This is a genomic window from Sphingomonas sp. RB1R13 (assembly GCF_036663775.1).
In the GTDB taxonomy this organism is placed as follows: Bacteria; Pseudomonadota; Alphaproteobacteria; order Sphingomonadales; family Sphingomonadaceae; genus Sphingomicrobium.
In genome coordinates, this window is record NZ_JAXOJM010000001.1 from 546931 (window position 1) to 572839 (window position 25909).

At 65.4% G+C, this 25909-nt stretch carries 22 protein-coding genes and 1 tRNA gene; 11 read left to right on the forward strand and 12 right to left on the reverse strand.

Annotated elements, in window-relative coordinates; genetic code table 11:
- Positions 1 to 137: 137 nt before the first annotated feature.
- The 3 genes from U1700_RS02635 to U1700_RS02645 are packed head-to-tail and all read right to left on the reverse strand — an operon-like array spanning position 138 to position 3316.
- Positions 138 to 1376, reverse strand: coding sequence for an NAD(P)/FAD-dependent oxidoreductase (locus tag U1700_RS02635; RefSeq protein ID WP_332749883.1), 1239 nt, complete (start codon positions 1374 to 1376; stop codon positions 138 to 140).
- On the reverse strand, positions 1373 to 2206 hold the full coding sequence (fghA, locus tag U1700_RS02640) for an S-formylglutathione hydrolase (protein WP_332749885.1): 834 nt from the start codon (positions 2204 to 2206) through the stop codon (positions 1373 to 1375). Before fghA ends, U1700_RS02635 begins: the two co-directional genes overlap by 4 nt.
- On the reverse strand, positions 2207 to 3316 hold the full coding sequence (locus tag U1700_RS02645; RefSeq protein ID WP_332749887.1) for an S-(hydroxymethyl)glutathione dehydrogenase/class III alcohol dehydrogenase: 1110 nt from the start codon (positions 3314 to 3316) through the stop codon (positions 2207 to 2209).
- An 83-nt stretch (positions 3317 to 3399) separates the two neighbouring features.
- Here U1700_RS02645 and U1700_RS02650 point away from each other — a divergent pair, with 83 nt between their 5' ends.
- Complete coding sequence (locus U1700_RS02650) at positions 3400 to 4563, forward strand: alpha-hydroxy-acid oxidizing protein (protein WP_332749890.1); 1164 nt, start codon at positions 3400 to 3402, stop codon at positions 4561 to 4563.
- Between the two features lie 12 nt (positions 4564 to 4575).
- Here the strand turns inward: U1700_RS02650 and U1700_RS02655 are convergent, their stop codons facing one another.
- From U1700_RS02655 to U1700_RS02680, 6 genes are all read right to left on the reverse strand, one after another.
- Positions 4576 to 5610, reverse strand: coding sequence for a sulfate/molybdate ABC transporter ATP-binding protein (locus U1700_RS02655; protein ID WP_332749892.1), 1035 nt, complete (start codon positions 5608 to 5610; stop codon positions 4576 to 4578).
- On the reverse strand, positions 5607 to 6443 hold the full coding sequence (cysW, locus tag U1700_RS02660) for a sulfate ABC transporter permease subunit CysW (protein ID WP_332749894.1): 837 nt from the start codon (positions 6441 to 6443) through the stop codon (positions 5607 to 5609). Before cysW ends, U1700_RS02655 begins: the two co-directional genes overlap by 4 nt.
- Positions 6440 to 7336: a sulfate ABC transporter permease subunit CysT gene (cysT, locus tag U1700_RS02665; protein WP_332749895.1), complete on the reverse strand. Its 897-nt coding sequence runs from the start codon at positions 7334 to 7336 to the stop codon at positions 6440 to 6442. Before cysT ends, cysW begins: the two co-directional genes overlap by 4 nt.
- Before the next feature lie 8 nt (positions 7337 to 7344).
- On the reverse strand, positions 7345 to 8358 hold the full coding sequence (locus tag U1700_RS02670) for a sulfate ABC transporter substrate-binding protein (RefSeq protein WP_332749897.1): 1014 nt from the start codon (positions 8356 to 8358) through the stop codon (positions 7345 to 7347).
- 208 nt (positions 8359 to 8566) lie between these two features.
- Positions 8567 to 10666 carry a malate synthase G gene (locus U1700_RS02675; protein WP_332749899.1) on the reverse strand — a complete coding sequence of 700 codons (2100 nt, stop codon included), beginning with the start codon at positions 10664 to 10666 and terminating at the stop codon, positions 8567 to 8569.
- A 125-nt stretch (positions 10667 to 10791) separates the two neighbouring features.
- Positions 10792 to 10867, reverse strand: a tRNA-Ala gene (locus tag U1700_RS02680).
- A gap of 206 nt (positions 10868 to 11073) precedes the next feature.
- On the opposite strand from U1700_RS02680, the gene U1700_RS02685 reads away from it, so the two are divergent.
- Both U1700_RS02685 and U1700_RS02690 read left to right on the forward strand, forming a co-directional pair.
- Entirely contained in the window at positions 11074 to 12054 is a 981-nt protein-coding gene (locus U1700_RS02685; RefSeq protein ID WP_332749900.1) for a DUF2171 domain-containing protein, read from the forward strand.
- 133 nt (positions 12055 to 12187) lie between these two features.
- Positions 12188 to 13171 (forward strand): NADP-dependent oxidoreductase, encoded by a 984-nt coding sequence (locus tag U1700_RS02690; protein WP_332749902.1) that lies wholly within the window; start codon positions 12188 to 12190, stop codon positions 13169 to 13171.
- Positions 13172 to 13212: 41 nt separating this feature from the next.
- Here U1700_RS02690 and ypfJ read toward each other — a convergent pair whose 3' ends face one another.
- The gene (gene ypfJ, locus U1700_RS02695) at positions 13213 to 14109 is read right to left on the reverse strand and encodes a KPN_02809 family neutral zinc metallopeptidase (protein WP_332749904.1); all 897 of its coding nucleotides are present in this window, start codon (positions 14107 to 14109) and stop codon (positions 13213 to 13215) included.
- Positions 14110 to 14225: 116 nt separating this feature from the next.
- Here ypfJ and U1700_RS02700 point away from each other — a divergent pair, with 116 nt between their 5' ends.
- The 3 genes from U1700_RS02700 to U1700_RS02710 are packed head-to-tail and all read left to right on the forward strand — an operon-like array spanning position 14226 to position 16874.
- Positions 14226 to 15392, forward strand: a complete 1167-nt coding sequence (locus tag U1700_RS02700) for a patatin-like phospholipase family protein (protein ID WP_332749905.1) — start codon at positions 14226 to 14228, stop codon at positions 15390 to 15392.
- Positions 15392 to 16177: a 3-hydroxybutyrate dehydrogenase gene (locus tag U1700_RS02705; RefSeq protein WP_332749907.1), complete on the forward strand. Its 786-nt coding sequence runs from the start codon at positions 15392 to 15394 to the stop codon at positions 16175 to 16177. The genes U1700_RS02700 and U1700_RS02705 overlap by 1 nt, the downstream gene beginning before the upstream one ends.
- A gap of 40 nt (positions 16178 to 16217) precedes the next feature.
- Positions 16218 to 16874, forward strand: coding sequence for a DUF4893 domain-containing protein (locus tag U1700_RS02710; RefSeq protein WP_332749909.1), 657 nt, complete (start codon positions 16218 to 16220; stop codon positions 16872 to 16874).
- Here the strand turns inward: U1700_RS02710 and U1700_RS02715 are convergent.
- A complete protein-coding gene (locus U1700_RS02715; RefSeq protein ID WP_332749910.1) occupies positions 16871 to 17803 on the reverse strand; it encodes an aldo/keto reductase in 933 nt (310 codons plus the stop codon). The genes U1700_RS02710 and U1700_RS02715 overlap by 4 nt on opposite strands.
- Before the next feature lie 90 nt (positions 17804 to 17893).
- Between U1700_RS02715 and prsK the strand changes: the two genes are divergently transcribed.
- On the forward strand, positions 17894 to 19999 hold the full coding sequence (prsK, locus tag U1700_RS02720; RefSeq protein WP_332749912.1) for an XrtA/PEP-CTERM system histidine kinase PrsK: 2106 nt from the start codon (positions 17894 to 17896) through the stop codon (positions 19997 to 19999).
- The gene (prsR, locus tag U1700_RS02725) at positions 19996 to 21375 is read left to right on the forward strand and encodes a PEP-CTERM-box response regulator transcription factor (protein WP_332749914.1); all 1380 of its coding nucleotides are present in this window, start codon (positions 19996 to 19998) and stop codon (positions 21373 to 21375) included. Before prsK ends, prsR begins: the two co-directional genes overlap by 4 nt.
- A gap of 6 nt (positions 21376 to 21381) precedes the next feature.
- On the opposite strand, the gene U1700_RS02730 is transcribed toward prsR, so the two are convergent.
- Positions 21382 to 23166 (reverse strand): ABC-F family ATP-binding cassette domain-containing protein, encoded by a 1785-nt coding sequence (locus U1700_RS02730; RefSeq protein ID WP_332749915.1) that lies wholly within the window; start codon positions 23164 to 23166, stop codon positions 21382 to 21384.
- A 189-nt stretch (positions 23167 to 23355) separates the two neighbouring features.
- Between U1700_RS02730 and U1700_RS02735 the strand changes: the two genes are divergently transcribed.
- From U1700_RS02735 to U1700_RS02745, 3 genes are all read left to right on the forward strand, one after another.
- On the forward strand, positions 23356 to 23664 hold the full coding sequence (locus U1700_RS02735) for a hypothetical protein (protein WP_332749916.1): 309 nt from the start codon (positions 23356 to 23358) through the stop codon (positions 23662 to 23664).
- A gap of 135 nt (positions 23665 to 23799) precedes the next feature.
- The gene (locus U1700_RS02740; protein WP_332749917.1) at positions 23800 to 24465 is read left to right on the forward strand and encodes a response regulator transcription factor; all 666 of its coding nucleotides are present in this window, start codon (positions 23800 to 23802) and stop codon (positions 24463 to 24465) included.
- 92 nt (positions 24466 to 24557) lie between these two features.
- The gene (locus U1700_RS02745) at positions 24558 to 25895 is read left to right on the forward strand and encodes a sensor histidine kinase (protein WP_332751114.1); all 1338 of its coding nucleotides are present in this window, start codon (positions 24558 to 24560) and stop codon (positions 25893 to 25895) included.
- Positions 25896 to 25909 lie beyond the last annotated feature (14 nt).

Sequence of the window (25909 nt, forward strand, 5' to 3'; positions counted from 1 at the left end):
TCGACTCACCCCGTTCCGGTCATTCGCGTCACGATGCGGCGGGAGTGATGCGCCGCCGCAGGGACGAAAAGCTGGAACGTAAAAATGCTCCACGAGCGCGAACATGTGTGAACATTCGCGACACGACATCCGTCGTATCAGGCCACAGGTACCAGTGATTTCAAGGGGATAGAAGGATCGGCCAGCGCGGCGCGGTCGGGGGACAGGCGCTGGACGACCAGCGCGCGGCCCTGGACATAATCGCGGACCATGTTGACGCAGTCGAGCGCGATCACCTGGCCAGCGCGGAGGTAGACGATCGAGAAGCTCCGCGTTGCCGGATCGCCGCGGAGCACGGCATCGTCGAAACCGGTCGACAGCCCAACGGTCTGCAGCTTGAGGTCATACTGGTTCGACCAGAACCACGGCACCGAGTCATAGTCCTCGACCTCGCCACCGACGATCGCCTTGGCCACCAAAGTCGCCTGGTCATTGGCGTTCTGGACCGACTCGAGCCGGATCGTCGCTCCGCTGGCAAACCCGTTGGGATGCGCCGCGCAGTCGCCGATCGCGAACACATCGGGCAGGCTGGTCCGGCACCGGGCATCGACCGCGACGCCGTTGCCGCCCTCGGCCCCGGCGGCGAGCAGCGGCTCGACCGCAGGAATGATCCCGATCCCGACGATGACCATCTGTGCCGGCAGCACCTCGCCCCCCGCCAGCCGCACCCCGGTGGCGCGGCCATCATCTTCCTCAATACACTCGACCATCGCGCCCGTCCGGACATCGACCCCATGCGCCCGATGCTCGGCCTCGTAGAAGCGCGACAAGGGCTCGCCCGCGACCCGCGCCAGCACCCGGTCGAGCGCTTCGAGCACGGTGACATGCTTGCCCAGCTTGGTCAGCACCGCCGCCGCCTCGAGCCCGATATAGCCACCGCCGATAACGACGACCTCGCGCGTGTCGCCAAGCTCGCCGATCATCCGGTCGACATCGGCGCGGGTCCGCACGCCATGGACCCCGACCAGGTCGTGGCCAGAGCAGGTCAGCCGTCGCGGGCTTCCGCCGGTTGCCCAGATCAGCTTGCCATAGGAGATGACCTCGCCGTCGGACCTAGTGACGGTGTGCGGTTCCGGATCGACCGCAGTGACCCGCTGACCGAGCAACATCGTCACATTGCGCTCTTCCCAGAAGGCGGCGGGACGGATCAGGATCCGGGCAAACTCCTTGTCCCCGGCGAGGTAATCCTTGGACAGTGGTGGTCGCTCGTAGGGAAGCTCGGGCTCATCGCCGAGCATGGCCATGCTGCCCGCGAAGCCATGCTGGCGAAGCGCGATTCCGGCCTGCGCGCCACCGTGCCCGGCGCCGACGATGACCACGTCATATGATCTGCTCATGCAGTCAGTCTTTGCGCGTGCCAGTCGATCTGCTCGGCCATAAAGGTCGAGATGAAGTAATAGCTATGGTCATAGCCCGGATGGATCCTGAGCGTCAGGTCGATCCCGGCGGTCTTGCACGCCGCCGCCAGCAGTTCCGGCCTAAGCTGTTCGACGAGGAAACTGTCGGCCTCGCCCTGATCGACCAGCAGCGCCGGAACTCGCGCTCCGTCCTCGATCAGCGCGACCGCATCATGCTTGCGCCATGCCGCGCGATCCTCGCCCAGATAACCAGCCAGCGCCTTCTGCCCCCAAGGCACCTGCGACGGTGCGACGATCGGCGCAAAGGCCGAGACCGCCTGGTAGCGTTCGGGGTAGGTTAGCCCGATGGTAAGCGCGCCATGCCCGCCCATCGAATGACCCATGATCGACTGGCGCGCCGGGTCGGCCGGAAACTCGGCCGCGACTAACGCGGGAAGCTCGTCGGTGACGTAGCTCCACATCGCGAAATGCCCGGCGAACGGGGCCTCGGTCGCATCGACGTAGAAGCCCGCGCCCTGGCCAAAGTCATAGCCCTCGGCATCGGCGACGCCCTCGCCCCGCGGGCTGGTGTCGGGGGCGACGAAGATCAGGCCATGGCGGGCACAGGCGGCGCGATATTCACCCTTCTCGGTGACGTTTGCGTGCGTGCAGGTCAGCCCCGACAGATACCAGACGACGGGCAGTTTCACGCCTTCGGCATGGTCGGGGACGAACACCGAGAAGACCATCTCGGTCCCGGTCGCCGACGAGGCGTGCTTGTAGACGCCCTGCGTGCCACCGTGAGCGCGGACGGTCGAGACGGTCTCCATCTAGTAGACCACGACCGAGCGGATGCTTTGTCCAGCGTGCATCAGGTCGAACCCCTTGTTGATCTCGTCGAGCGTCAGGACATGGGTGATCATCGGGTCGATCTCGATCTTGCCGTTCATGTACCAGTCGACGATCTTGGGCACGTCGGTGCGGCCCTTGGCCCCGCCGAACGCCGTCCCGCGCCAGTTGCGCCCGGTGACCAGCTGGAACGGGCGGGTCGAGATTTCCTTGCCCGCTTCGGCGACACCGATGATGATCGACGTCCCCCAGCCGCGATGGCAGGCTTCCAGCGCCTGGCGCATCACGGTCGTATTGCCCGTGCAGTCGAAGGTATAGTCCGCCCCGCCGTCGGTCAGCGCCACCAGATGCGCAACAATATCGCCTTCAATGGTCTTCGGGTTGACGAAGTGGGTCATCCCGAACTTCTTGCCCCATTCCTGACGGTCGGGGTTGATATCGACCCCGACGATCATCCCCGCACCGGCCATCCGCGCGCCTTGGAGCACGTTTAGCCCGATCCCGCCGAGACCGAAGACGATGACATTGTCGCCGACCTGAACCTTGGCGGTATTGACCACCGCGCCGACCCCGGTGGTCACGCCGCAGCCGATGTAGCAGCTTGTCTTGAACGGCGCGTCGGTGCGGATCTTCGCCACCGCGATCTCGGGCAGGACGGTGAAGTTCGAAAAGGTGGAACAGCCCATGTAATGGAAGACGCTTTGGCCCTTGTACGAAAAGCGGGACGTCCCGTCGGGCATGACTCCCTTGCCCTGCGTAGCGCGGATCGCGGTGCACAGGTTGGTCTTGCCGCTGAGGCACGACTTACACTGGCGGCATTCGGGGGTGTAAAGCGGGATCCCATGATCGCCGACCGCAACCGAGGTCACCCCCGCGCCGATCTCGCGCACGATGCCCGCGCCTTCATGGCCCAGCACGGAGGGGAAGATCCCCTCGCTGTCGAGCCCGTCGAGCGTGTAGGCATCGGTGTGGCAGATGCCCGTCGCCATGATTTCGACCAGCACTTCGCCGGCGCGTGGGCCATCGAGGTCTAGCTCGACGATCTCGAGCGGCTGCTTGGCCTCGAACGCGACGGCGGCACGAGTTTTCATGGACTTCCCCTTTGCTTGCTGCCGCTATAGCCAATTGAGCTGACGTTAGAAGCAGGTGCGTTAGCGAAAAAAGGGATGCGTGCATGCCGCACTATGGCGATTACCAGAATCTGATCTACGGCCAGGGCCTGCAGGGCATACTGCCCAAAGTGCCGGTCGATTTCGCGACGATGGAGGCCGCGGCGGCGAAGGCCATGCCGCCCTATCTGCTCGACTATGTCCAGGGCGGGTGCGGCGACGAGGCAACCCAGCGCCGCAATGCCAGCGCCTTTGCCGACTGGGGAATGATCCCGCGGATGATGATCGACACGCGCGTCCGCGACCTGTCGGTCGAGCTGTTCGGGATGACCTTTCCCTCGCCGCTGTTCATGGCGCCGATCGGGGTAACCGGGTTGGCGACGAGCGACGGGCATGGCGACATCGCGGCGGCGCGCGCGGCGGCAATGAGCGGAGTGCCGTTGATCGCCTCGACGCTGTCCAACGATCCAGTCGAGGACGTGATCGCAGCCGCAGGTGAGACGCCCTGCTTCTTCCAGCTCTACACCCCCAAGGACGAGGATCTGGCGCAGAGCCTGGTCGCCCGAGCCGAAGCGGTGGGGGCGAAGGCGATCGTCGTGACCCTCGACACATGGGTCACCGGCTGGCGCCCGCGCGACCTCAACAACGGCAGTTTCCCGCAGCTCAAGGGCCATGTGATGGAGAATTATTTCTCCGATCCGGTGTTCCTCAAACTGCTCGGCAAACCGGTCGAGGGCAATCGCCAGGAGGCGGTGACGCTATGGGCCAGCCTGTTCGGGCGGGTGCTGACGTGGGACGACATCGGCTGGCTGAAATCGCTGACCAGCCTGCCGATCCTGCTCAAGGGGATCTGCCACCCAGACGATGCCCGCCGCGCGGTCGAGGCTGGGGCGGACGGCATTTATTGCTCCAATCACGGCGGGCGCCAGGCCAATGGCGGGATCGCCGCGATCGACTGCCTGCCCGGGGTGGTCGCGGCGGCGGGCGAAGTGCCGGTGCTGTTCGACAGCGGGGTGCGGTCGGGCAGCGACGTGGTGAAAGCGCTGGCGCTGGGGGCGCGCATGGTCGGGGTCGGGCGGCCCTATTATTACGGGCTGGTGCTGGGCGGCGCCGAAGGGGCGGCGCATGCGCTGGGCTGCATTCTCGCCGAAGCCGACCTGATGATGGCGGTCAACGGAATGCCCACGATCGCCGACGTGCGGCGGGAGGGCGCGCGACGGCTGGATTGATCAGCAAAGGGCCTAAGCGTCGAAGATCCGCGGTTCGGTCGGAATGAATCGCACCAGCTCGCCATAGGCCACCGGTGCATCGAGCGGCAGGTCGAGTTCGACCGGGCGCGGGAGGCCGTCAACCTCGGCTTCGACCCGCAGCGTTCCGGCACGGGGAAGGATGAGGGTTACACGGCCTTCGAGCGCGCCTTCGCCATTGGTCAGCCGCACTTCGTGCGGGCGGAACCACAGGTCGGCGGGTCCATCGGGCGCGGCCGGCAGGCGTAGCGCCAACGGACGGTTGTGGAAGCTGGGGACGCCCTTGACCATCACCACGGGCAGCTTGTTGCTGTCCCCGACAAAGTCGTAGACGAAGGCATTTTCGGGCCGATCGTAAATCGTTCGCGGCGCGGCGACCTGCTCGATCCGGCCATAATCCATGACGACGACCCGGTCGGCGAGTTCGAGCGCCTCTTCCTGGTCGTGGGTGACGAACACCGACGTTACCCCCATGCTGTCGTGAAGCGTGCGCAGCCAGCGGCGCAGATCCTTGCGGACTTTGGCATCCAGCGCGCCGAACGGCTCGTCGAGCAGCAGCAGGCGCGGTTCGACCGCCAGCGCGCGGGCCAGCGCGATCCGCTGCCGCTGGCCGCCCGACAGCTGCGCCGGATAACGATCGCCGAGGCCACCGAGCTGGACCAGCTCGAGCAATTCGCCGACGCGACGCTTGATCTCGCGGGCGGGCGGACGGTCGCGGCGCTTGCGGACGGCAAGCCCAAAGGCGACATTGTCGGCGACGCTCATGTGGCGAAACAGCGCATAGTGCTGGAAGACGAAACCCACGCGGCGGGCGGCGGCCTTCAGGTCGGTGACATCCTCGTCATCGAAGAAGACCTGCCCGCTATCGGGAAATTCGAGCCCGGCGATGATCCGCAGCAGGGTCGTCTTGCCCGAACCCGAGGGGCCGAGCAGGGCGAGGAACTCGCCGTCGCGCGCATCGAGGCTGACGTCGTGGAGCGCGGCGAAATTGCCGAACGTCTTGCTGATATTGCGGAGCGAGATGCTCAATGCGCCGCTCCCGCAGGGCCGTGGCCATAGCGCCATTCAAGCAGCGTCTTGAGCCCCAGCGTCACGAGCGCGAGCAAGGCGAGCAGCGCGGCGACGGCGAAGGCCGCAACATAATCATATTCATTATAAAGGATCTCGACATGGAGCGGCATGGTGTTGGTCTGGCCGCGGATGTGCCCCGAGACAACCGACACTGCACCGAATTCGCCCATCGCACGGGCGTTGCAGAGGAGGACGCCGTAGAGCAGCCCCCAGCGGATGTTGGGCAGGGTCACACGGAAAAAGGTCTGGAAACCGGTGGCGCCCAGCGACAGCGCGGCTTCCTCGTCGTCGCGGCCCTGGCCCTGCATCAGAGGGATGAGCTCGCGCGCGACGAAGGGGAAGGTGACGAACATCGTGGCTAGCACGATCCCGGGCACCGCGAAGATGATCTGCACGTCATGCTCGGCGAGCCACTCACCGAACCATCCTTGTGCCCCGAACAAAAGGACATAGATCAGTCCCGATACCACCGGCGAGACCGACAGCGGCAGGTCGATGAGGCTGGTCAGCAGACTTTTGCCGGGGAAGTCGAACTTGGTGATCGCCCAGCTCGCGGCGAGCCCAAAGATGACATTGGCAGGGACGGCGATCGCAGCGACGGTGAGGGTCAGGCGCATCGCTGCCAACGCGTCAGGCTGACGGATCGCATCGAGAAAGGCGGGCACGCCATGATCGAGTGCCTGGCCGAACACCGTCGCCAGCGGCAACGCAAGCATCAGCGCCAGGAACGCCAGCGCAATGACAATGAGGACGGTGCTTCCGCGCCGGCCATGCCCGACCGCGCGTCTCATTCGCCGCGCTCCCCGCGCCGTGCGATCCAGCTTTGATAAAGGTTGAGCACGACCAGCACCGAGAAGGAGGCGAGCAGCAGCACGACGGCGATCGCGCTGGCGCCGTTATAGTCATATTGCTCGAGCTGCGTGACAATCAGCAGCGGCGCGATTTCGGTTCTGTAGGGCATGTTGCCGGCGATGAAGATGACCGAGCCATATTCGCCGACCCCGCGCGCGAACGCCATCGCGAAGCCGGTAAGCAGCGCAGGAAAGATAGCCGGGAAAATCACCCGGTTGAAGGTTTGCAGGCGATTGGCGCCAAGCGTGGCGGCGGCTTCCTCGACATCATGGCCAAGGTCGGCGAGCACCGGCTCGATCGCGCGGACAACGAACGGCAGTCCGACGAAGGTCAAGGCGACGGTGATGCCGATCCAGGTAAAGGCGACCTTGACCCCGAGCGGGGCGAGCAGTCCGCCGATCAGGCCGTTCTCGGCATAGAGGGTCGTGAGCGCGATCCCGGCGACCGCAGTCGGCAACGCGAAAGGCAGGTCGACCATCGCCCCAACCAGCCGCCGCCCGGGAAAACGATAGCGCACAAGCACCCACGCAATCAGTGTCCCGAACAAAGCGTTGATCAGCGCGGCCGCCATCGCCGTGCCGAAACTGACCTTGTAGGCGGCGATGGCGCGGGTGCTGAGTGCCGCAGTCGCGAACTCTGCCGGGCCCATCCCCGCCGCCTTGAGCAGCAGCGCCGCCAGCGGCAGAAATACGATCGCCGACAGCCAGGCGATGGTCAGCCCCAGCGTCAGCCCGAAGCCGGGAATGATCGACCGGCGAATGCGCCGGACACGGGGCGTCGGCCGCGGCAGGTGCGGTACAAATCCCGTGTCCGGCGCGGCCGGCAAGGCCATTGCGCTGGTCAGTTGGCCTTCTTCGCCATGATCGTGTCGAACAGTCCGCCGTCAGCGAAATATTTCTTCTGGGCGACCTTCCACCCGCCGAAGTCGCCGATCGTCGCCAGCTTGAGCTGGGGGAAGTCGGCGGCATGTTTGGCGGCGACCACCGGGTCGCGCGGACGATAGAAGTTCTTCGCGATCAGTTCCTGCGCTTCGGGGGTGTAAAGGAACTTGAGGTAGGCGTTGGCGATCTCGGTCGTGCCATGCTTCTTCGCATTTTCGTCAATCACCGCGACCGGGGGCTCGGCGAGGACCGATACCGAGGGCACGATCATCTGAACCTTGTCCTTGCCCAGCTTCTGCTGCGCGAGGAGCGCCTCATTCTCCCACGCAATCAGCACGTCGCCGATACCGCGCTCGACGAAGGTCGTGGTCGCGCCGCGCGCGCCGCTGTCGAGCACCGGGACATGGTTGAACAGCTCGCCAACGAAGGCTTCGGCCTTCTGGTCCGAGCCGAGGGTGGCGCGGCCCCAGGCGAGCGCCGCAAGCACGTTCCAGCGCGCGCCGCCCGATGATTTGGGATTGGGGGTGATCACTTCGACCCCCGGCTTGACTAAGTCACCCCAGTCGCGGATCCCTTTTGGATTGCCCTTGCGCACCAGGAACACGATCGTCGACGTGTAGGGCGCGCTATTGTCGGGCAGAAGCGTCTGCCAGTTAGCGGGCAGCTTGTGGCTCTTTTCGACAATGGCGTCGATATCGCCGGCCAGCGCCAGCGTGACGACGTCGGCGCCAAGCCCGTCGATGACCGCGCGCGACTGCTTGCCCGACCCGCCGTGGCTCATCTCGAAGGCCACGTCCTGTTTGTGGTCCTTCTTCCACGAGGCGGCAAAAGCGGTGTTGATGTCCTTGTACAACTCACGAGTCGGATCGTAGCTGACGTTCAGGAGCTTGGGCGAATTGGCGTCGCCGCCGCTCTTACTGCACCCGGTCAGGACGATGGTCGCGGCGAGCGCCGCGGCAATCCACTTGGCCATGTCAAACTGTCCCTGTTGTGCCGGAGGCGGTGATTCGACCCCGGAGCGATCGTCGTGGCGGCATCCAAGGCGGCAAGCGCGACGCTTTGCAAGAGGGTGGACGAAGGAAGCAGACAAGCGGCTGCTGAACGTCGCCAGAATGAAAGAATCTTGCCCAATTGGCCCTCTTTCTAGTCCATCGCGGCGCATATTGTTCGCGTCGATGGCCTTAATCGGGTCTGGCTTTCGCCCGGGCGCGATATTGGTGGAGCAGCGGTTCGGTGTAGCCATTGGGCTGCTCGACCCCTTCAAACACCAGTGCGCGGGCGGCTTGCCACGCCAGGCTGTCGGGATTGCCAGCCATTGGTAGATAGAGCGGATCGCCCTCATTCTGGCCGTCGACTTTCGCCGCCATGGACACGAATGCGGCGTCGGCCTCGGCGCGGGTGGCGACGCCGTGCAGCAGCCAGTTGGCCATGTGCTGCGACGAAATGCGCAGCGTCGCGCGATCCTCCATCAACCCGACGTCATGAATGTCAGGGACCTTGGAGCAGCCCACACCCTGGTCGATCCAGCGGACGACGTAACCCAGAATGCCCTGCGCATTATTGTCGAGTTCCTCGAGCACCTCCTGGCGCGACCAGTTTTGGCCGTGGGCGACGGGGACATCGAGCAGCGCATCGAGCGAGGCGATCGGTTCGGCCATGCGCTCACGTTGCCGGGCGAACACGTCGACGCGGTGGTAATGCGTCGCGTGGAGCGTGGCGGCGGTCGGGCTTGGCACCCAGGCGGTGTTGGCGCCGGTCAGCGGATGGCCGATCTTCTGGTTAAGCATGTCGGCCATGCAGTCGGGCGCGGCCCACATCCCCTTGCCGATCTGAGCCTTGCCAGACAGGCCGCAGGCGAGCCCGATCTGGACGTTACGGTCCTCATAGGCCTTGATCCATGCGCTGTTCTTCATCTCGCCCTTGCGGATCATCGCTCCCGCCCGCATCGAGGTGTGCATCTCGTCCCCGGTGCGATCGAGGAAGCCGGTGTTGATGAACACGATGCGGTCCTTCACCGCGGCGATACAGGCGGCGAGATTGGCCGAGGTGCGGCGTTCCTCGTCCATCACGCCGACCTTGACCGTGTAGCGCGCGAGCCCGAGCAGGTCCTCGACCGCGTCGAACAAGCGGTTGGTGAAGGCGGCCTCGTCGGGGCCGTGCATTTTGGGCTTGACGATGTAGATCGACCCCGTCCGGCTGTTGGTAAAGGCGCTGCTGCCGGCAAGGTCGTGCATCCCGATCAGGCTGGTGACGATGGCGTCGAGGATCCCCTCGGGCGCTTCACGTCCATCGGCGAGGAGGACTGCGGGATTGGTCATCAGGTGGCCGACGTTGCGGACGAACAGCAGGCTTCGACCGGGGAGCATGATTTGGGACCCGTCGAGCGCGGTGAAATGGCGGTCGGGCTCAAGCGCTCTGGTCAGCGTCTGGCCGCCCTTGGTGAAGCTGGCCGACAGGCTGCCGTCAATTACGCCGAGCCAGTTCGAATAAGCTGCGACCTTGTCCTCGGCATCGACCGCGGCAATCGAATCCTCGAGATCGACGATCGCGGTCAGTGCCGATTCCAGTACTAGGTCGGCCAGACCGGCAGGATCGCCCGCGCCCACGGGGTGCGCCTTGTCGATCACCAGTATGATATGCAGCCCGTTGTGGCGAAGGAGGAAGTTGTCGCCCGCCGTGCCGACCAACTGGGAGGGGTCGGCAAGGTTGAGAGCGCCACCGCAATAGTCGGTCCATGAACCCGCCGCGAGCGGGAACGCCTCGTCGAGAAATGTCTTCGCCCAGGCAATGACCTGCGCGCCGCGGACCGGGTCATAGCCCTTGCCCGACGCCCCGCCGGGCAGCGCATCGGTCCCGTACAGCGCATCGTAGAGGCTGCCCCAACGGGCGTTGGCGGCGTTGAGCAGGAAGCGCGCGTTAAGCACCGGCACGACCAGTTGCGGGCCTGCCATCCGCGCAATCTCGTCGTCGACGTTGATCGTGGTGACGGCGAATGGCGCGGGCTCGGGAACAAGGTAGCCGATCTGGCGAAGAAACGCCTGATAATCGGCCTGGTCGATAGGCCGCCCGGCGCGCTCGCCATGCCATGCATCGATCTTCGCCTGGAGGTTATCACGGACAGCCAGCAGCGCGGCATTCTCAGGGGCGAAACGCGCGAACAGTGCAGCAAACCCAGCCCAGAAGGCGGCAGGATCCAGCCCGGTGCCGGCCAACGCCCGATCGTCGATGAAGGCGGCAAGTTCAGCGGCGACCTTTACGTCACCCTTGTCGACATAGCCCACTTTTGCTTCCCTCGATCTTGCGCTCAGCGCGCGCCATGCCTCGGGCGAACCCGGCGGTCCAGCCCGATCAAGGCTCTGTGCGAATATTTGGGATCCCGTGGAGCGGGTAGCTGGGCGACGGCGGGTGGTGGAGCTGAGCGGGATCGAACCGCTGACCTCTGCAGTGCGATTGCAGCGCTCTCCCATCTGAGCTACAGCCCCGCGCCGTCGGTGACAGGCCCATTAGCGGTGCTCGCGCCCGCTGGCAACGCCCTGTTTTGCCGCCGCCCCTTTCGCTTCGCTTCAGCGCCGTGCCTGCTCAGACTGGCCCGGCGCCACGCGTTTGCGGGAACGCTTGAACGAGGCGCTTCGTTGATCGACCTCAAACAAGAAGTGCGGCGGGGGCCGGTTACTGGGAGAGCATGATCATGGCCAACGACCGTTACGAAAATCCGCGAGACGAGCAGTTCGGCGCTCGCCATCGCTCCGACCGCGAGCGCCAGCCGGAAGGTCACAGCAGCGGCGGACGCGGCTTTTTCGAACGCGCCGGCGAAGAGATTTCAAGCTGGTTCGGTGACGATGACGCCGAGCGTCGGCGTGATCGCGACGATCGTTCGGTTGGATCGCGGCCCAGCGAACCCCCGCGCGGCAATTATGGTGCCTCGTCGTCGACCCGCCAGCCTGAGTGGGATCGCAACGAGCGCGGCCAGTTTGATCGTTCGCAGGAGCGTCCGCGCGACGACTACCGGCCGTTCGCGGGCGATTATGGTCGCGGCGGCGGCAATCCGGGCGAACGGTATCGCGAGGAACGCCAGCGTGGCGGCGGCTTCGGATCAGCGGTCGGCGCGGCAGCCGGCGCCATGTTCGGCGACCGCTCTGGCCGGCCGGCCCCGCGAACCCGCGATCACGACCCGCATTACAGCGAATGGCGCCAGCGCCAGATCGACGCGCTCGACCATGACTATGATGAATATCGCCGGGAGCATCAGTCGAAGTTCGACAATGATTTTTCGTCATGGCGCGGCACTCGCCAGACCAAGCGCCAGATGCTGGCCCAGGTGCGCGAGCACATGGAAGTGGTCGGGTCGGACGAGCAGAGCGTCGGCGTGGTCGACAAGGTGCGCGGCGACAAGATCATCCTGACCAAGGACAGTCAGGGAGGTGTTCACAAGTCGCTCGGCTGTGCGTCGATCGACCGCATCGAGGGCGATCGGCTGTTCCTCACGCAACCCGCCGATGAGGCAAAGCGAGGGCTCACCGAAGAGCGCTCGTTCGACGAACGCAACTCCAGTGACCAGCGCGATCACGGGTTTGGCCACGGAGAGGATCGCCAGCAATCGCAAATGAGCGAAGGTCCGCACAACCTCGAACGCAGCTTCTCGGGCACTTATCCCGACGACAAGCGCTAACCCGCTTCGGCCCGCCTCCACAGGCCGGGCCGCAGAGGAAGCGTCGGTGGAGCCCCCTCCACCGGCGCTTTCTTTTTGCGCCGCGCGGGGGCAAGGCGGGCGTCAACCAACAACCAGACTTCAGGAGACAGATATGGCCCGCGCCTGGCATTTGATGAGCCGCCCGCAAGGAATGCCCACCGCCGAGAATTTCGCCCTCAAGGACATAGCGCCCGAACTTGGCGACGGCATGGTCCGCGTCAAGAACAGCTTCGTGTCGGTCGACCCCTATATGCGCGGGCGGATGAACGACGTGAAATCTTATGTCCCGCCGTTCGCCATCGACGCTCCGATGGAGGGCGGCGCAGTCGGCGAAGTGATCGAAAGCCGCGCTGCAGGCTTCGCGGTCGGTGACAAGGTGATGCACATGCTGGGCTGGCGCGACGAGGCGGTGGTCCCAGCGGCGGCGCTCAACAAGCTGCCTGAACTTGGCGTGCCGATCGAGGATTTCTTGGGTAACCTCGGCCTGACCGGCGGGACCGCCTATTTCGGCCTGTTCGACGCCGCGTCGGCCAAGCCAGGCGATGTCGTGTTCGTATCGGCGGCAGGCGGCGCGGTCGGATCCGCAGTGGTCCAGATTGCCAAGGCCCGCGGCATGACCGTGATCGGCTCCGCCGGCGGGCCCGAGAAATGCGAATTCGTCAAGTCGCTCGGCGCCGACAAGGTGATAGACTACAAGGCAGGCAGCCTCGTCAAGCAGCTTGGTGAAGCCGCGCCGAACGGCATCGACGTCTACTTCGACAATGTCGGGGGCGACCATCTCGATGCCGCCTTTGCCCATGCCAACAAGGATGCGCGCTTCGCGATTTGCGGGATGATCGCCAACTACAACAAGGGCGAGCCCACCTGCTTCCGCTTCATCATGCGGATCATCGCGATGCGGATCCGCGTGCAGGGCTTCATCTACACCGACTATGCGGCACAATTCCCGAAGTTCTACGAGGAAATGGGCGGCTGGATCGCGGCCGGCAAGGTCAAGAGCCGCGACACGATCGTCGACGGGCTAGAGCAGCAGCCGGAGGCATTCATGGGGCTTTTCACCGGCAAGAACACGGGCAAGATGCTGGTCCGGCTATAGGCAAGTTCCTCCCCCGGTCCGCTGGGCCGGGGAGGGAATAATCACATCGCGCACTGGGCGGGGTCGCCCGTTTCATAGCCCTTGCGCAGCGCCGCGACGCGTTGGGCCGAGGAACCGTGGGTGAACTTGTCGGGCATCACCCGGCCTTGGGACTCTCGCTGGAGTGTGTCGTCGCCGATGGCATTAGCGGCCTTGAGTCCTTCCTCGATATCGCCGGCTTCCATGATCGCTTGCCCCTTGGAATCGCGGGCATTCTTGGCCCACACTCCGGCATAGCAATCGGCCTGCAGCTCGACCCCGACTTGGACGGCATTGCCCTGCGTGTCGCCCATTCGCGCCTGGGCGTTGTGCGCCTTGTCGAGCGTGCCTTCGAGGTCCTGGACATGATGGCCGACCTCATGCGCGATGACATATGCCTCCGCGAAATCGCCCGGCGCCTGGAAACGCTGCGACAGCTCGTCGAAGAAGCTGGCGTCGAGGTAGATCTTCTTGTCGGTCGGGCAATAGAAGGGGCCCATCGCCGATTGCGCCGCGCCGCAGCCTGAGGTCGTGCCCGAGCGATAATAATGGATCGGGGTCGGCTCATATTTCTGGCCCGCCGCAGCAAAGATCTTGGCCCACGTATCCTCGGTCGAGCCGAGGATTTTGTTGGCGAAGCGCTCGGTGGTCGGATCGATCACTCCTGAAGCGCCAGCGCCCGCTGGCGACTGGCTGGTCGAAGGCGAGCTGATCATCCCGCCGCCGAGCCCGCCGAGCGAGGTCAGCGCGCAATAGCCGAGTGCGAAGATGATGATGCCGACGATGCCGAAGCGGCTGGCGATCAGGCCGAAAATCATGCCAAGCCCGCCGCCACCGCCGCCAAAGCCCATTCCGCCGCCGCCGCCGCGTCCCGAATCAATTTCGAAATTGCTGCTTTCGCGCTGGTCGTCGAGCCGCATGATCTTCTCCCTGTCGTCCGGCTTAATGCGCGGATGACGTGGCGGTTGCAAAACATTCAATCGGGGGAAGCTCGCGCGGGACTTGGCTTGCTGCGCTGCACAAGCCATCTAGGGGCATGGCCGATGCGGACAACAACCACTCGATGCGCCACGCCGGCGCCCTGCCGCTGCCCGAAACAGTGGCGCTGGTGCTTCAGGGCGGGGGTGCGCTGGGAAGCTATCAGGCGGGCGTCGCCGAGGCGCTGGCCGAAGGCGGGATCGAGATCGACTGGGTGGCAGGTATCTCGATCGGGGCGGTCAATGCCGCGCTGATTGCAGGCAATCCGCCCGACACGCGGGTCGCCGCGCTGCGCGATTTCTGGACGACGGTATCAAGTTCTCTGCCGAGCTTCCCGATCCTTGGCGACGAGCGCGAACGCGAATTCCTCCACGAATGGTCGGCAGGGTTTGTCGCGCTGTCGGGGGTGCCGGGATTCTTCCGTCCGCGGATGCTGTCGCCAACCTTTGCGCCCCCGGGGAGCGCCGCCGCGCTGAGCTATTACGACCCCTCCCCGCTGGTCGCTACGCTCGATCGGCTGGTCGACTGGGATCTGGTCAACAAGGGGCCGATGCGACTGTCGGTCGGCGCGGTCGATGTCGACAGCGGCAATTTCCGCTTCTTCGATACCGAACGCGAAACGATCGATGCGCGCCACATCATGGCGTCGGGCGCGCTGCCGCCGGGCTTTCCGCCGGTCGAGATCGACGGCTGCCACTATTGGGATGGCGGGCTCGTTTCGAACACCCCGCTGACCTATCTGCTTGAGGAGCAGCTCGGCGAGATACTGGTGTTCCAGGTCGACCTGTTTACTGCCACCGCCGCCGAACGCCCGCGTACGATCATGGACGTGATGGCGCGCGAAAAGGAAATCCGCTTCTCCAGCCGGACGCGGCAAGTCTCGACCGAGGCAATGAAGATCCTCGCCGCGCGCGAAGCCGTCCGGGCCCTGCTGGACGAGCTTCCGGCCAAACTTCGCGACACTCCCGCCGCGCGCAAATGCGCCGAACTTGCGACTGATCGCCCGGTCAACCTTGTCCAGCTCATCTATCGCGCCAATGCTTGGGAAGGCGGCTCGCGGGACTATGAATTTTCGGCGCGGACGATGCGCGAACACTGGCAGGCGGGGCAAGCATCGGTGGCGCAGGCGATGGCCAACGCGCGCCTAGTTGCCGAGAATATCGCCACCGGCAAAAGTGCCTCGTTCGATCTTTCCAAGCCAATCCTTTCCACAGGAGTTTCCTGATGCTGCTCAAAGGCAAATCCGCGATCGTCACCGGCTCGACGTCGGGCATTGGCCTGGCCATTGCGAAAGCTTTCGCCGCCGAGGGCGCGAGCGTCACGATCAACGGCTTCGGTGACGCCGCCGCGATCGAGACCGAGCGGGCCGCGCTTGAGGCAACGGCGGGCGCGAACGCATATTACAGCAACGCCGACATGACCGATCCGGCCGCGATCGAGGCGATGGTCAAGGCGTGCCACGAGGCGACCGGCGGCCCCGACATCATCGTCAACAATGCCGGGATGCAGCACGTCGCCCCGATCGAGGATTTTCCGCCCGAGCAATATGAAAAGATCATCGCGCTCAACATGAACGCGGCCTGGTACCTGACGCGCGCCGTCGTGCCGCTGATGAAGGCGAAGAAATGGGGCCGGATCCTGTCGACTGCCTCAGCTCACAGCCTGGTCGCGAGCCCCAACAAGAGCGCCTATGTCATGGCCAAGCATGGCATCGCCGGGCTAACCAAGACCATTGCGCTGGAAGTCGCGACCGACGGGATAACGGTCAATTGCATTTCGCCGGGCTATGTCTGGACGCCCTTGGTCGAAAACCAAATCCCCGACACGATGAAGGCGCGTGGACTAACCCGCGATCAGGTGATGAACGACGTCCTGCTTGCCGCGCAGCCGACCAAGAAATTCGTCACCCCCGAGGAAGTGGCGGCGCTGGCGCTGTTCCTGTGCCGCGACGACGCCCGATCGATCACCGGGGCGAACATGTCGGTCGATGGCGGCTGGACTGCGCAATAGGCGACTTGCCGACGGGGCGGCCTCGTCCTAGCCTTGGCCAATGCGTCATTCCCCGTCCTTTTTCCTTTCAGTTTCCCTGTCCCTCGCCGTCCTCCCGCTGGGCGGCTGCGCTTCCATGGAGCGAACGCTCGACCGCGAAGGGGCATTGGTCGACCAGCCGACGCGCGACTGGCACCTTGTCGCGACGGTGGCGGATCGGGCGCGCTTGCGCGACTGGCGGCCCGCGTTCGTCAATGGCCTGGCCTCGGCGCGACGTTCTGGCGCGGGGCCAAAGATCGATGCCGAGGGCGCGCTGCTTCGCCCCGACGCGGCGCTGCCCGGGCCCGCAATCCCCAACGGCACCTATCGCTGCCGGACGATCAAGCTTGGCGCCAAGTCGGCCGGGATGCTCGACTTCGTCACCTACCCGCCGTTCGTCTGCCGAGTCAGGCAAGAGCGCAACGTGCAGGGTTTTGCCAAGCTGACCGGGTCGCAACGCCAGGTCGGGCTGATTTTCCCCGGCGATGCAATGCGCAACATATTCCTGGGGACGCTCATGCTAGGCGACGAGAATCGCGCGATGCAATATGGCGGCGATCCCGATCGCGACGTGGCGGGTTATATCGAACGGCTGGGGCCGCGCCAGTGGCGCCTGATCATGCCGCACCCGACCTTTGAATCGCAGATCGACGTTATCGAACTGGTGCCGGCGGGTTAAGTACTTGACTGGTCGAGATGTTCGACCTGGCTCGCACTGAGCTCGAGCGTCAGGCCCCGCAACTGCTCGTCGAGCTGCGCAAGGGTCGTCGCACTGGCGATGGGCGCCGTCACGCCCGGCCGATCTCGGGTCCAGGCAATCGCGACGGCTGCCAGCGGAGCCCCGGTCTCGGCCGAAACCGCGTCCAGCGCGGCAAGGACGGCCACGCCCTTGCCCATCAGATAGTTGCGGCTGCGGACCCCGCGGACCGACTTCGCAAGGTCGGCTTCCGAGCGATATTTGCCGGTCAGATAGCCGTTGGCGAGGCTGTAGAAGGGGAACATCGCAAGATCGTTCCGGGTCACGAAGTCCTGCAGCGCCCCTTCATATTTGTCGCGCTCGAGCATGTTGTACCAACCCTGATATGCGCACGGAGCCATCAGCCCATGGTGGTGCGCGGCGGCAAGTGCTTCCTCGATCCGGGGTGGCGCGAAGTTGGACAGGCCGATGGCGCGGATCTTGCCGGCCTTGGCCAGCGCGTCGAACGCGCCAAGGCTGTCGGCAAGCGGAACGCCCTCGTCGTCCTTGTGCTGATAATAGAGGTCGATCATGTCGATCCCCATCCGCTTGAGCGACGCGTCGCAGGCGGCGGTGACGGTGTCGGGAGCGAGCCCCGTCATCATCCCGACCTTGCTGGCGATCACAACCCGATCGCGCTTGCCCGACTGGCGGAGCCACTTGCCGATGACCGTCTCGCTCTCTCCGCCCGTGTGACCGGGCACCCATGCCGAATAGGCGTCGGCGGTGTCGATCATTGTACCTCCGGCATCGACGAAGCGGTCGAGCAGCGCAAAACTGGTCACCTCGTCGGCGGTCCAGCCCAGCACGTTGCCACCTAGCACGAGCGGCGCAACCTCGATCCCGCTCGATCCAACCAACCGTTTGCCCATGCCAATTTCCTTCGCCCGCACCACTGGGATAAAAGAGCGCAGCCGCCAAGCGTTCACCACTTCTTTGTAAATTTTGCCGACAGTGGTGGCATGTCGGGCGATTTGACACCCTTGGCCTCGGCGGCCTTTTGGACCCACGCTCTGGCGGCGGTCGGTTTTGCCGTGCTGTTGCTGTGGCGGCTGCGCGCGGGCGTGACCCGGCGCGACCAGTTTCTGCTGCTTGCCGCTTATGCCATTACCGCCGCCTGGGCGTGGCTGGTCGCGATCGAGGGGCCGACCGCGCCGCTGCCGGTGCTGGCCGAGACCGTCCGCAACCTGTTGTGGGTGGTAATCCTATACAATCTGTCGGGCGCGGCGTCGGCGAAGGGCGAGGCTGCCGCGCGCGGGCTGCGGCTAGTGTTCGGTGCCGAGGCGCTTGTCATCGGGCTCGAGCTGATCCTTGGCCTGTTTGCGCTGACTGCGGCGATGACCCCCGAATTGACCCGGGCGTTCGACGAGACATCGCGCCTGCTGCGGGTGGTGATGGCGGCGGGCGCGCTGATCATCATCCACAATGTCTATGCCCAGGCGGCGCCGTCCAGCCGGGGATCGATCAAGCTGGCGATGTTCGCGCTTGCCGCGACGTGGGGCTATGACCTCAATCTCTACACATTGGCCTATCTGGGGGCGCCGCTTGCCGACGGACTGGTCGTGTGGCGCGGGCTGGTCATCGCCGCGACGGTACCGCTGTTCGCGCTTAGCCGCGATCGCGATTCGGGCTGGCGCATCCGCCTGTCGCACGCCGCCACCTTTCAGTCGCTGTCGCTTCTCGCGATCTGCGCCTATTTCATCATGATGGCCTTCCTGGCGACCGCGCTTCGCGGCAGCGGGTGGGACTGGTCGCGTGGCCTGAGCGTGATCGGGATCGCGATCATGACGCTTGGCGCGGTCGTTCTGCTGCCGTCGTCGCGGGCGCGGGCATGGACCAAGGTCAAGCTGGCCAAGCATTTCTTCGAGCATCGCTATGACTATCGCGCGGAATGGCTGCGCTTCACCGGGACGATCGGACGCAGCGGCGGGAGCGCCGCCCCGCTCGGCGAGCGGGTGATCGAGGCCTTCGCCGACATCCTCGACGTGCCCGGTGGGCTTCTACTTGTCGCCGACGAAAGCGGGGCGATCGATCCGGCGGCGGCGTGGCACTGGACGGGAACGGCGCTGGCGACCGGTGAGCCGCGCCCGGCCGCCGATTTCTGGCGCATCGTCGAGACCGAGGGGCGGATCCTCGATCTCGATTCGGCACGGCGGCAGCATGGCAGCGCCAAGGACCAGCTGCCCATCCCAGACTGGATGCTGGCCGACGAAGCCGCCTGGGTCGGAGTGCCATTGATCCACCACGACCGGCTGGTCGGGCTCGTCCTGCTCGCCGCGCCTGATTATCGCCGCGCGCTCGACTGGGAGGATTTCGACCTGCTGCGCACCGCCGGGCGCCAGGCGGCATCGAGCCTGGCTGAAGCGCATGGCCAAGAAGCGCTCGCCAATGCCCAGCGGTTCGAGGAGTTCAACCGCCGCTTCGCATTCATCCTTCATGACGTGAAGAACCTCGTTAGCCAATTGTCGCTGCTCAGTCGCAATGCCGAACGCCACGCCGACAATCCGGAATTCCGCGCCGACATGGTCGCGACGCTGAAAGGATCGGTCGGCAAGATGAACGACCTGCTCGCGCGGCTGTCGCCGCAGGCCGGGCAGCGCAGCGAGCGCGCCGAGCCGACCCCGCTGCGCGACCTGCTGTCGGCTGCGGTCGCCGCCAAGCGCCGCGACCATGACGTGCGCTTGCTGGGCGATACCTCGCTGTGGGCGCTGGTCGATCCGCTGGGGCTTGAGCAGGCGGTCGGCCACTTGCTTCAAAACGCGATCGACGCCTCGCCCGACGGCGCTGCGGTGGTCGTGCGGGTCAGCCATGATGATAGCAGCGTCCAGGTCGAGATCATCGACGCGGGGTGTGGAATGGACGCCGAGTTCGTTCGCCACCGCCTGTTCCAGCCGTTCGCATCGACCAAGCAGGGCGGCTTTGGGGTCGGCGCATTCGAGGCGCGCAGCCTGGTCAATGCGATGGGCGGGCGCCTCGTCGTCAGCTCGACCCCCGGCAAGGGCAGCAGCTTTGTCATTCACCTCACCGCCGCCACCGCGGCCGAGCCTCTCCAGCGGAAGATCGCATGACCGATTTGAACCTCCCAGTGCTGCTAGTCGTCGAGGATGACGAGGGGCTGCAGCGCCAGTTGAAATGGGCCTACGAGGGGTATCGAGTGGTCATTGCGGGCGACCGCGCCACGGCGATCGAGCAGGTTCGCGCCCATGAGCCGGCCGTGGTCACGCTTGACCTTGGCCTTCCGCCCGATCCCGACGGGACCGCCGAGGGGTTCGCGACGCTGACCGAAATACTGGCGCTGAAACCCGACACCAAGGTGATTGTGGCATCGGGCCATGGCGCGCGCGAAAGTGCGCTTCGGGCGATCGCGTTGGGCGCCTATGATTTCTATCGCAAGCCCATCGACATCGACGAACTCGGGCTGATCGTGGCGCGGGCGTTCCACCTTCATGCGATCGAGGCCGAAAATCGCTTGCTCGAGGACCGGGACTCGGGCGGTGGCACGATCCTGGGCTCGCTGCTGAGCGCGGCGCCCGAGATGACCAAGGTGGCGCGAACGGTCGAGCGGGTCGCGGGGGCCGACGTGTCGGTCATGCTGCTGGGCGCGTCGGGCACCGGCAAGGAGTTACTCGCCCGCGCGGTCCATCAGCTCAGCCCGCGCGCCAATGGCCAGTTCGTCGCGATCAACTGCGCCGCCATTCCCGAAAACCTGCTCGAGGCCGAGCTGTTCGGCTATGAGCGCGGGGCGTTCACCGGGGCGGTCAAGACGACGCCCGGGAAGATTGAGCTGGCGCAGGGCGGCACGCTGTTCCTCGACGAGGTCGGCGACATTCCGCTGCCGCTCCAGGTCAAGCTGTTGCGCTTCCTGCAGGAGCGGGTGATCGAGCGGATCGGCGGGCGCTCGCCGATCGCGGTCGACACGCGGATCGTGTGTGCGACCCACCAGGACCTCGACGCAATGCAGGTAGCCGGAAGCTTCCGCGAGGATCTTTATTACCGGCTGGCAGAAATCGTCGTGAAGATCCCGACGCTGGCCGAGCGACCGGGCGACGCGGTGCTGCTGGCACGGCATTTCGCCAAGCGCTTCTCGCGTGAGCTGAATCCTCAAGTACATGGCCTTGGCGCCGACGCGCTGGCGGTGATCGACGCCTATCCGTGGCCGGGCAACGTCCGCGAGCTGGAGAACCGGCTCAAGCGGGCGGTGATCATGGCCGACGGCAAGCTGGTCGGCGCGGCCGACCTCGACCTGCCCGGAAGCCGCGCTGCGGTCGACGAGGGCGAGGAGCTGGCGCTCAACCTGCGCGCCGCGCGCGAAGTCGCGGACCGCCGCGCGATCCGGTCTGCGCTGGCACGAACGGAGCATAACATCTCGGGCGCAGCCAAGCTGCTCGGGATCTCACGGCCGACGTTGTACGACCTGCTGAAGCAATATCATCTGCAGGCGTAACGACGGTCAGCCGGGAAGCGCCTCAGCCATTTCAGCGACTTCGAGCCAGCGCAATTCTGCGGCTTCCTTGGCCTCGCGCCTCACGTCGATCAGCCGGGTGAGCTCGTCGAACCTCTTGTGGTCGCGGGCGTAGAGCGTGGGGTCGGCAAGCGCTTCCTCGGCGCGGGCGATATCGGCCTCGATCGAGTCGATCTCGCCGGGTAGCCGGTCGAGGTCGCGCTGGTCCTTGTAGCTCAGCTTGCGCGCCGGGGCGGCGGCGGTGCGAGCGGGCGCGGCGGTCGCCTTGGGCGCGGCTTTAGGCGCGGATGCGGCGGCGCGTTGGCGCATCCAGTCCTCATAGCCGCCCGCGACAATGTCGACCTTGCCCGACCCGTCAAGCCCGAGGGTGACGGTAACCGTGCGGTCGAGGAAGTCGCGGTCGTGGCTGACGATAAGGACGGTTCCGTCATAGTCGCCGATCACTTCCTGGAGCAGGTCGAGGGTTTCGAGGTCCAGATCGTTGGTCGGCTCGTCGAGAACCAACAGATTGGATTCGCGCGCAAATTCGCGGGCGAGCAGCAGCCGCGAGCGTTCTCCGCCGGACAGCGATCCAATGGGCGCGTCGATCAGTTCGGGGGCGAACAGGAATTCCTTGAGATAGCCGCGGACATGCTTCTTGACCCCGCGCACCTCGATCCAGTCACCGCCTTCGGCGAGCACGTCACGAACGCGCCGCTGCGGCTCCATCAGCTTGCGCTGCTGATCGATGACGATCCCCGACAGGGTCTTGGCCTGGCGGATCGTGCCGCTGTCGGGCTTGAGTTCGCCGGTCAGGAGCCGAAGCAAAGTGGTCTTGCCGACACCGTTGGAGCCGACCAGCCCGATGCGGTCGCCGCGCTGGATGCGGAGCGAGAAATCCTTGATGATCGTCCGCTCGCCGAAGCTTTTGATGACCTTGTCGGCCTCGATCACGCTCTTGGTCTTCACATCGTCGCGGGCGAGCGCGAGCCCGGCGGTGCCTGGGGGCCCGAGCATTGCCGCCCGGCTGGCGCGCATCTCGTTGAGTTTCGCCAAGCGCCCCTGGTTGCGGCGGCGGCGGCCGGTCACGCCACGCTCGAGCCAGTGAAGTTCGAGCTTGAGCTTGGCGTCGAGCTTGTCGGCGGCGCGCTCCTCCTCGGCATAAACGGCGTCGGTCCACGCATCGAAGCCGCCAAAGCCGATCTCGGCCCGGCGCATCGTGCCGCGATCGAGCCACAGGCAGCTTTTGGTCAGGCGGGTGAGAAAGGTCCGGTCGTGGCTGATGACGATAAACGCGCCCTTGAACCGCCCCAGCCATTGTTCGAGCCAGTCGATCGCCGCGAGGTCGAGGTGGTTAGTCGGCTCGTCAAGCAGCAGGACGTCGGGATCGACGGCAAGAGCGCGGACGATCGCGGCGCGGCGTCGCTCGCCCCCGCTGGCGGTTACGGTCGGGCGATCGAGATCGATTCCGATCTGGTCGGCGATGGCGGCGGCCTCGTGCGGTTCGGGGGCGTCGGCGCCGGCCAGCACCCACTCGCCGAGCGTGGCATGGGCGGTCATCACCGGATCCTGTTCGAGCAGCACGACCCGGCTGCCCGGGACAATCGAACGCTTACCCTCGTCGGTATCGATGACCCCGGCGATGCATTTGAGCAGGGTTGTCTTGCCTGCGCCGTTGCGTCCGATCAGCGCCAGCCGATCACGCGGCCCGACATGGATGTCGAGGTGGCGGAACAGCCAGCCTTCACCCTGGACGAGGCCGAGGTCTTCATAGGAAAGAATTGGGGGAGCCATACGCGCCCTCTAGAGCCTGATCTTCAGTGGTGGAAGCGCGTCGCGCTACCGCCGATGGCTTGAATCAGTCTCTGAACATATCGTTAGATCAGCGGCGTGTGGCTAATCCGTCACGCGGCGAATCATATCGCTTGCTGACAGGGTCATTCATAGGACATTCAATGCCTTGTACCTACCACCGGCTTCGACATGACCAACCTGATCCGCCAGTTCCCGACGATCGTCGCCGCCGCCATCGGTGGAGCGCTGCTGTGCGCGCCGGCCGTCGCCGAGCGCCCGCGCGACCAAGACCGGGCGTTTCGGGCGACCCAGGACGGCCGTGCCATGCCGCTGCCGCGAATCGAGCGCCGCGTGGTGCCGATGATGGGCGGGGCCGACTATCTGGGACCTGAATTCCACGGCGAGACCTATCGCCTGAAGTTCGTCCGCGACGGGCGGGTAATCTGGGTCGATGTCGATGCCGCTACTGGACGGGTCGTCAACCAGGTCGGGCAGTAGAGTCTCTTTCGGCTTCGCTGCTTCTGAATCCAACCGTCTTGACCTTGTCCCCGCCCCGCCCCAACTCGTTGCCGTTGCGCAACCGTTCAGCTTCGCGCGTGTTCATGCCACAACGACCTTATTGGGAAGATCCGAATGCGTGTGCTGATCGTCGAAGATGAACCCAATTTGGGGCGCCAGCTGCGCTCCACGCTCGAGGGTGCAGGCTATGCCATCGACTTGGCCACCGATGGCGAGGACGGGCATTACCTGGGCAGTACGGAAAATTATGATGCGGTGGTGCTCGACTTGGGACTTCCCGAAATCGACGGCCTGACCGTGCTCGACCGCTGGCGCAAGGAGGGCAAGCGGATGCCCGTACTGGTCCTAACCGCGCGCGATTCATGGTCGGACAAGGTTGCTGGGCTCGATGCCGGGGCCGATGACTATCTCGCGAAACCCTTCCAGACCGAGGAGCTGATCGCGCGCCTGAGGGCCCTTATCCGCCGCGCGTCGGGCAATGCGTCGAGCGAGCTGATCTCGGGCGACATTCGCCTCGACACGCGGTCGGGCAAGGTCACCAAGGCCGGCGAGCCGGTCAAGATGACCGCGCAGGAATATAAGTTGCTGAGCTATTTGATGCACCACAAGGGCAAGGTCGTCAGCCGGACCGAGCTGATCGAGCATATCTACGACCAGGACTTCGACCGTGATTCCAACACCATCGAGGTGTTCGTGACGCGCATCCGCAAGAAACTGGGCGCCGACGTGATCACGACTATTCGCGGGCTTGGCTACAGCCTTGAGGACGTGCCGGCTTGAGCGAGGCGGTCGCCGACGTCCCCGTATTGACGAAGGGGCGGGCGGCGAGCGGGGGGAAATTGCCGCGGGGCACTGGATCGCTGACCCGGCGAATGATTGGGGTGGCAGCGCTGTGGATCGGCGTGCTGCTGTTGGGCGGCGGCTTCGCCCTCGATCGCGTACTGTCGCGGTCGATCGTCGATAATTTCGACGCGCAGCTGACCTATGTGCTCAATGCCATGCTGGCGTCGTCGGAGATCGACCCGATCGGCGAAGTGCGCTTCAACCGCCAGCCGGCCGACCAGCGCTTCATCGAGTCCTATTCGGGGCTCTATTTCCAGATCACCGACCTGCCCGGCAACAGCTGTCGGCTGAAGATCGACACGCCGACCTGTTACCCCTCGCGATCGCTGTGGGACCGGCGATTGAAGGTCGAGGCGCATGACGACACCAAGCTGCACCAGTATGATAGCAAGGAATTCGGGCCCGACGAGCCGCTGCGAATCGTGGAACGCGATGTCATCCTGCCGGGATCGCCGATCCGCTGGCGCTTCCAGGTCGCGGAACGGCGAGATGCTATCGACGAGCAGATCGAGGCGCTGCGCACGACTCTGCTGTGGAGCTTTGGTGCGCTTGGTGCGGGGTTGATCGCGCTGGCCGCGCTCCAGGCGCTGTTTGGCTTATGGCCCCTGCGCCGGGTACGGCGCGAGCTGGTGCGGGTGCGCGCCGGGCGCCAGGACCGGATCGGCGAGGATTATCCGCAAGAAATCCACCCGCTGGTTCATGAGTTGAACCTGCTGTTGGCGCACAGCGAGGAGCAGGCCGAGGAAGCGCGGCGCCATGCCGGCAATCTGGCGCACGCGCTCAAGACCCCGCTGACGGTGGTCAACAATGCCGCCACCGGACACGCCCCCGACCTGGCCGAGACCGTAATCCGCGAGGCGTCGGTGATGCGGCGGCAAGTCGACCATCACCTCGCGCGGGCGCGAGCGATCGGGCGGCGCGCATCGAGCCAGGCGCGCGCCACGGTGTGGGACAGCGTGGGACCGGTCGAGCGTGCGGTCAGCAGGCTTTATCCCGACGTCACTGTCGACATCGCCGGGGACCGCAGCGCGAACGTCAGGGTCGAACGTCAAGACCTCGACGAAATGCTCGGCAATCTGGTCGAGAATGCCGCGAAATATGGCGGTGGGCGGGTGTTCGTCACGGTCGAGAAGCCGGCCGACGGAATGGTCGAGATTCTGGTGGAGGATGACGGCGCGGGGATCCCCGAGGGCGAGCGCGACATGCTGTTTACGCGCGGCGCACGGCTGGATACCGACAAGCCGGGCACCGGGCTGGGGCTGGCGATCGTTCGCGATGTCGCGGTCATCTATGGCGGCAAGGTAAGCCTCGACGAGAGCGAGGACCTGGGCGGGTTGCTGGCGCGGCTGACGCTTCCTGCGGCCTGAGCCAAGCGGCTTCC

Coding starts and splice junctions, on each gene's coding strand:
- U1700_RS02650 (WP_332749890.1), top strand. CDS start 3,400: ATGCCGCACTATGGCGATTACCAGAATCTGATCTACGGCCAGGGCCTG.
- cysT (WP_332749895.1), bottom strand. CDS start 7,336: ATGGCCTTGCCGGCCGCGCCGGACACGGGATTTGTACCGCACCTGCCG.
- U1700_RS02690 (WP_332749902.1), top strand. CDS start 12,188: ATGGCCCGCGCCTGGCATTTGATGAGCCGCCCGCAAGGAATGCCCACC.
- U1700_RS02635 (WP_332749883.1), bottom strand. CDS start 1,376: ATGAGCAGATCATATGACGTGGTCATCGTCGGCGCCGGGCACGGTGGC.
- U1700_RS02740 (WP_332749917.1), top strand. CDS start 23,800: ATGCGTGTGCTGATCGTCGAAGATGAACCCAATTTGGGGCGCCAGCTG.
- U1700_RS02710 (WP_332749909.1), top strand. CDS start 16,218: ATGCGTCATTCCCCGTCCTTTTTCCTTTCAGTTTCCCTGTCCCTCGCC.
- U1700_RS02705 (WP_332749907.1), top strand. CDS start 15,392: ATGCTGCTCAAAGGCAAATCCGCGATCGTCACCGGCTCGACGTCGGGC.
- U1700_RS02735 (WP_332749916.1), top strand. CDS start 23,356: ATGACCAACCTGATCCGCCAGTTCCCGACGATCGTCGCCGCCGCCATC.
- ypfJ (WP_332749904.1), bottom strand. CDS start 14,109: ATGCGGCTCGACGACCAGCGCGAAAGCAGCAATTTCGAAATTGATTCG.
- fghA (WP_332749885.1), bottom strand. CDS start 2,206: ATGGAGACCGTCTCGACCGTCCGCGCTCACGGTGGCACGCAGGGCGTC.
- U1700_RS02645 (WP_332749887.1), bottom strand. CDS start 3,316: ATGAAAACTCGTGCCGCCGTCGCGTTCGAGGCCAAGCAGCCGCTCGAG.
- U1700_RS02730 (WP_332749915.1), bottom strand. CDS start 23,166: ATGGCTCCCCCAATTCTTTCCTATGAAGACCTCGGCCTCGTCCAGGGT.
- U1700_RS02685 (WP_332749900.1), top strand. CDS start 11,074: ATGGCCAACGACCGTTACGAAAATCCGCGAGACGAGCAGTTCGGCGCT.
- U1700_RS02670 (WP_332749897.1), bottom strand. CDS start 8,358: ATGGCCAAGTGGATTGCCGCGGCGCTCGCCGCGACCATCGTCCTGACC.
- U1700_RS02700 (WP_332749905.1), top strand. CDS start 14,226: ATGGCCGATGCGGACAACAACCACTCGATGCGCCACGCCGGCGCCCTG.
- prsR (WP_332749914.1), top strand. CDS start 19,996: ATGACCGATTTGAACCTCCCAGTGCTGCTAGTCGTCGAGGATGACGAG.
- U1700_RS02715 (WP_332749910.1), bottom strand. CDS start 17,803: ATGGGCAAACGGTTGGTTGGATCGAGCGGGATCGAGGTTGCGCCGCTC.
- U1700_RS02745 (WP_332751114.1), top strand. CDS start 24,558: ATGATTGGGGTGGCAGCGCTGTGGATCGGCGTGCTGCTGTTGGGCGGC.
- prsK (WP_332749912.1), top strand. CDS start 17,894: ATGTCGGGCGATTTGACACCCTTGGCCTCGGCGGCCTTTTGGACCCAC.
- cysW (WP_332749894.1), bottom strand. CDS start 6,443: ATGAGACGCGCGGTCGGGCATGGCCGGCGCGGAAGCACCGTCCTCATT.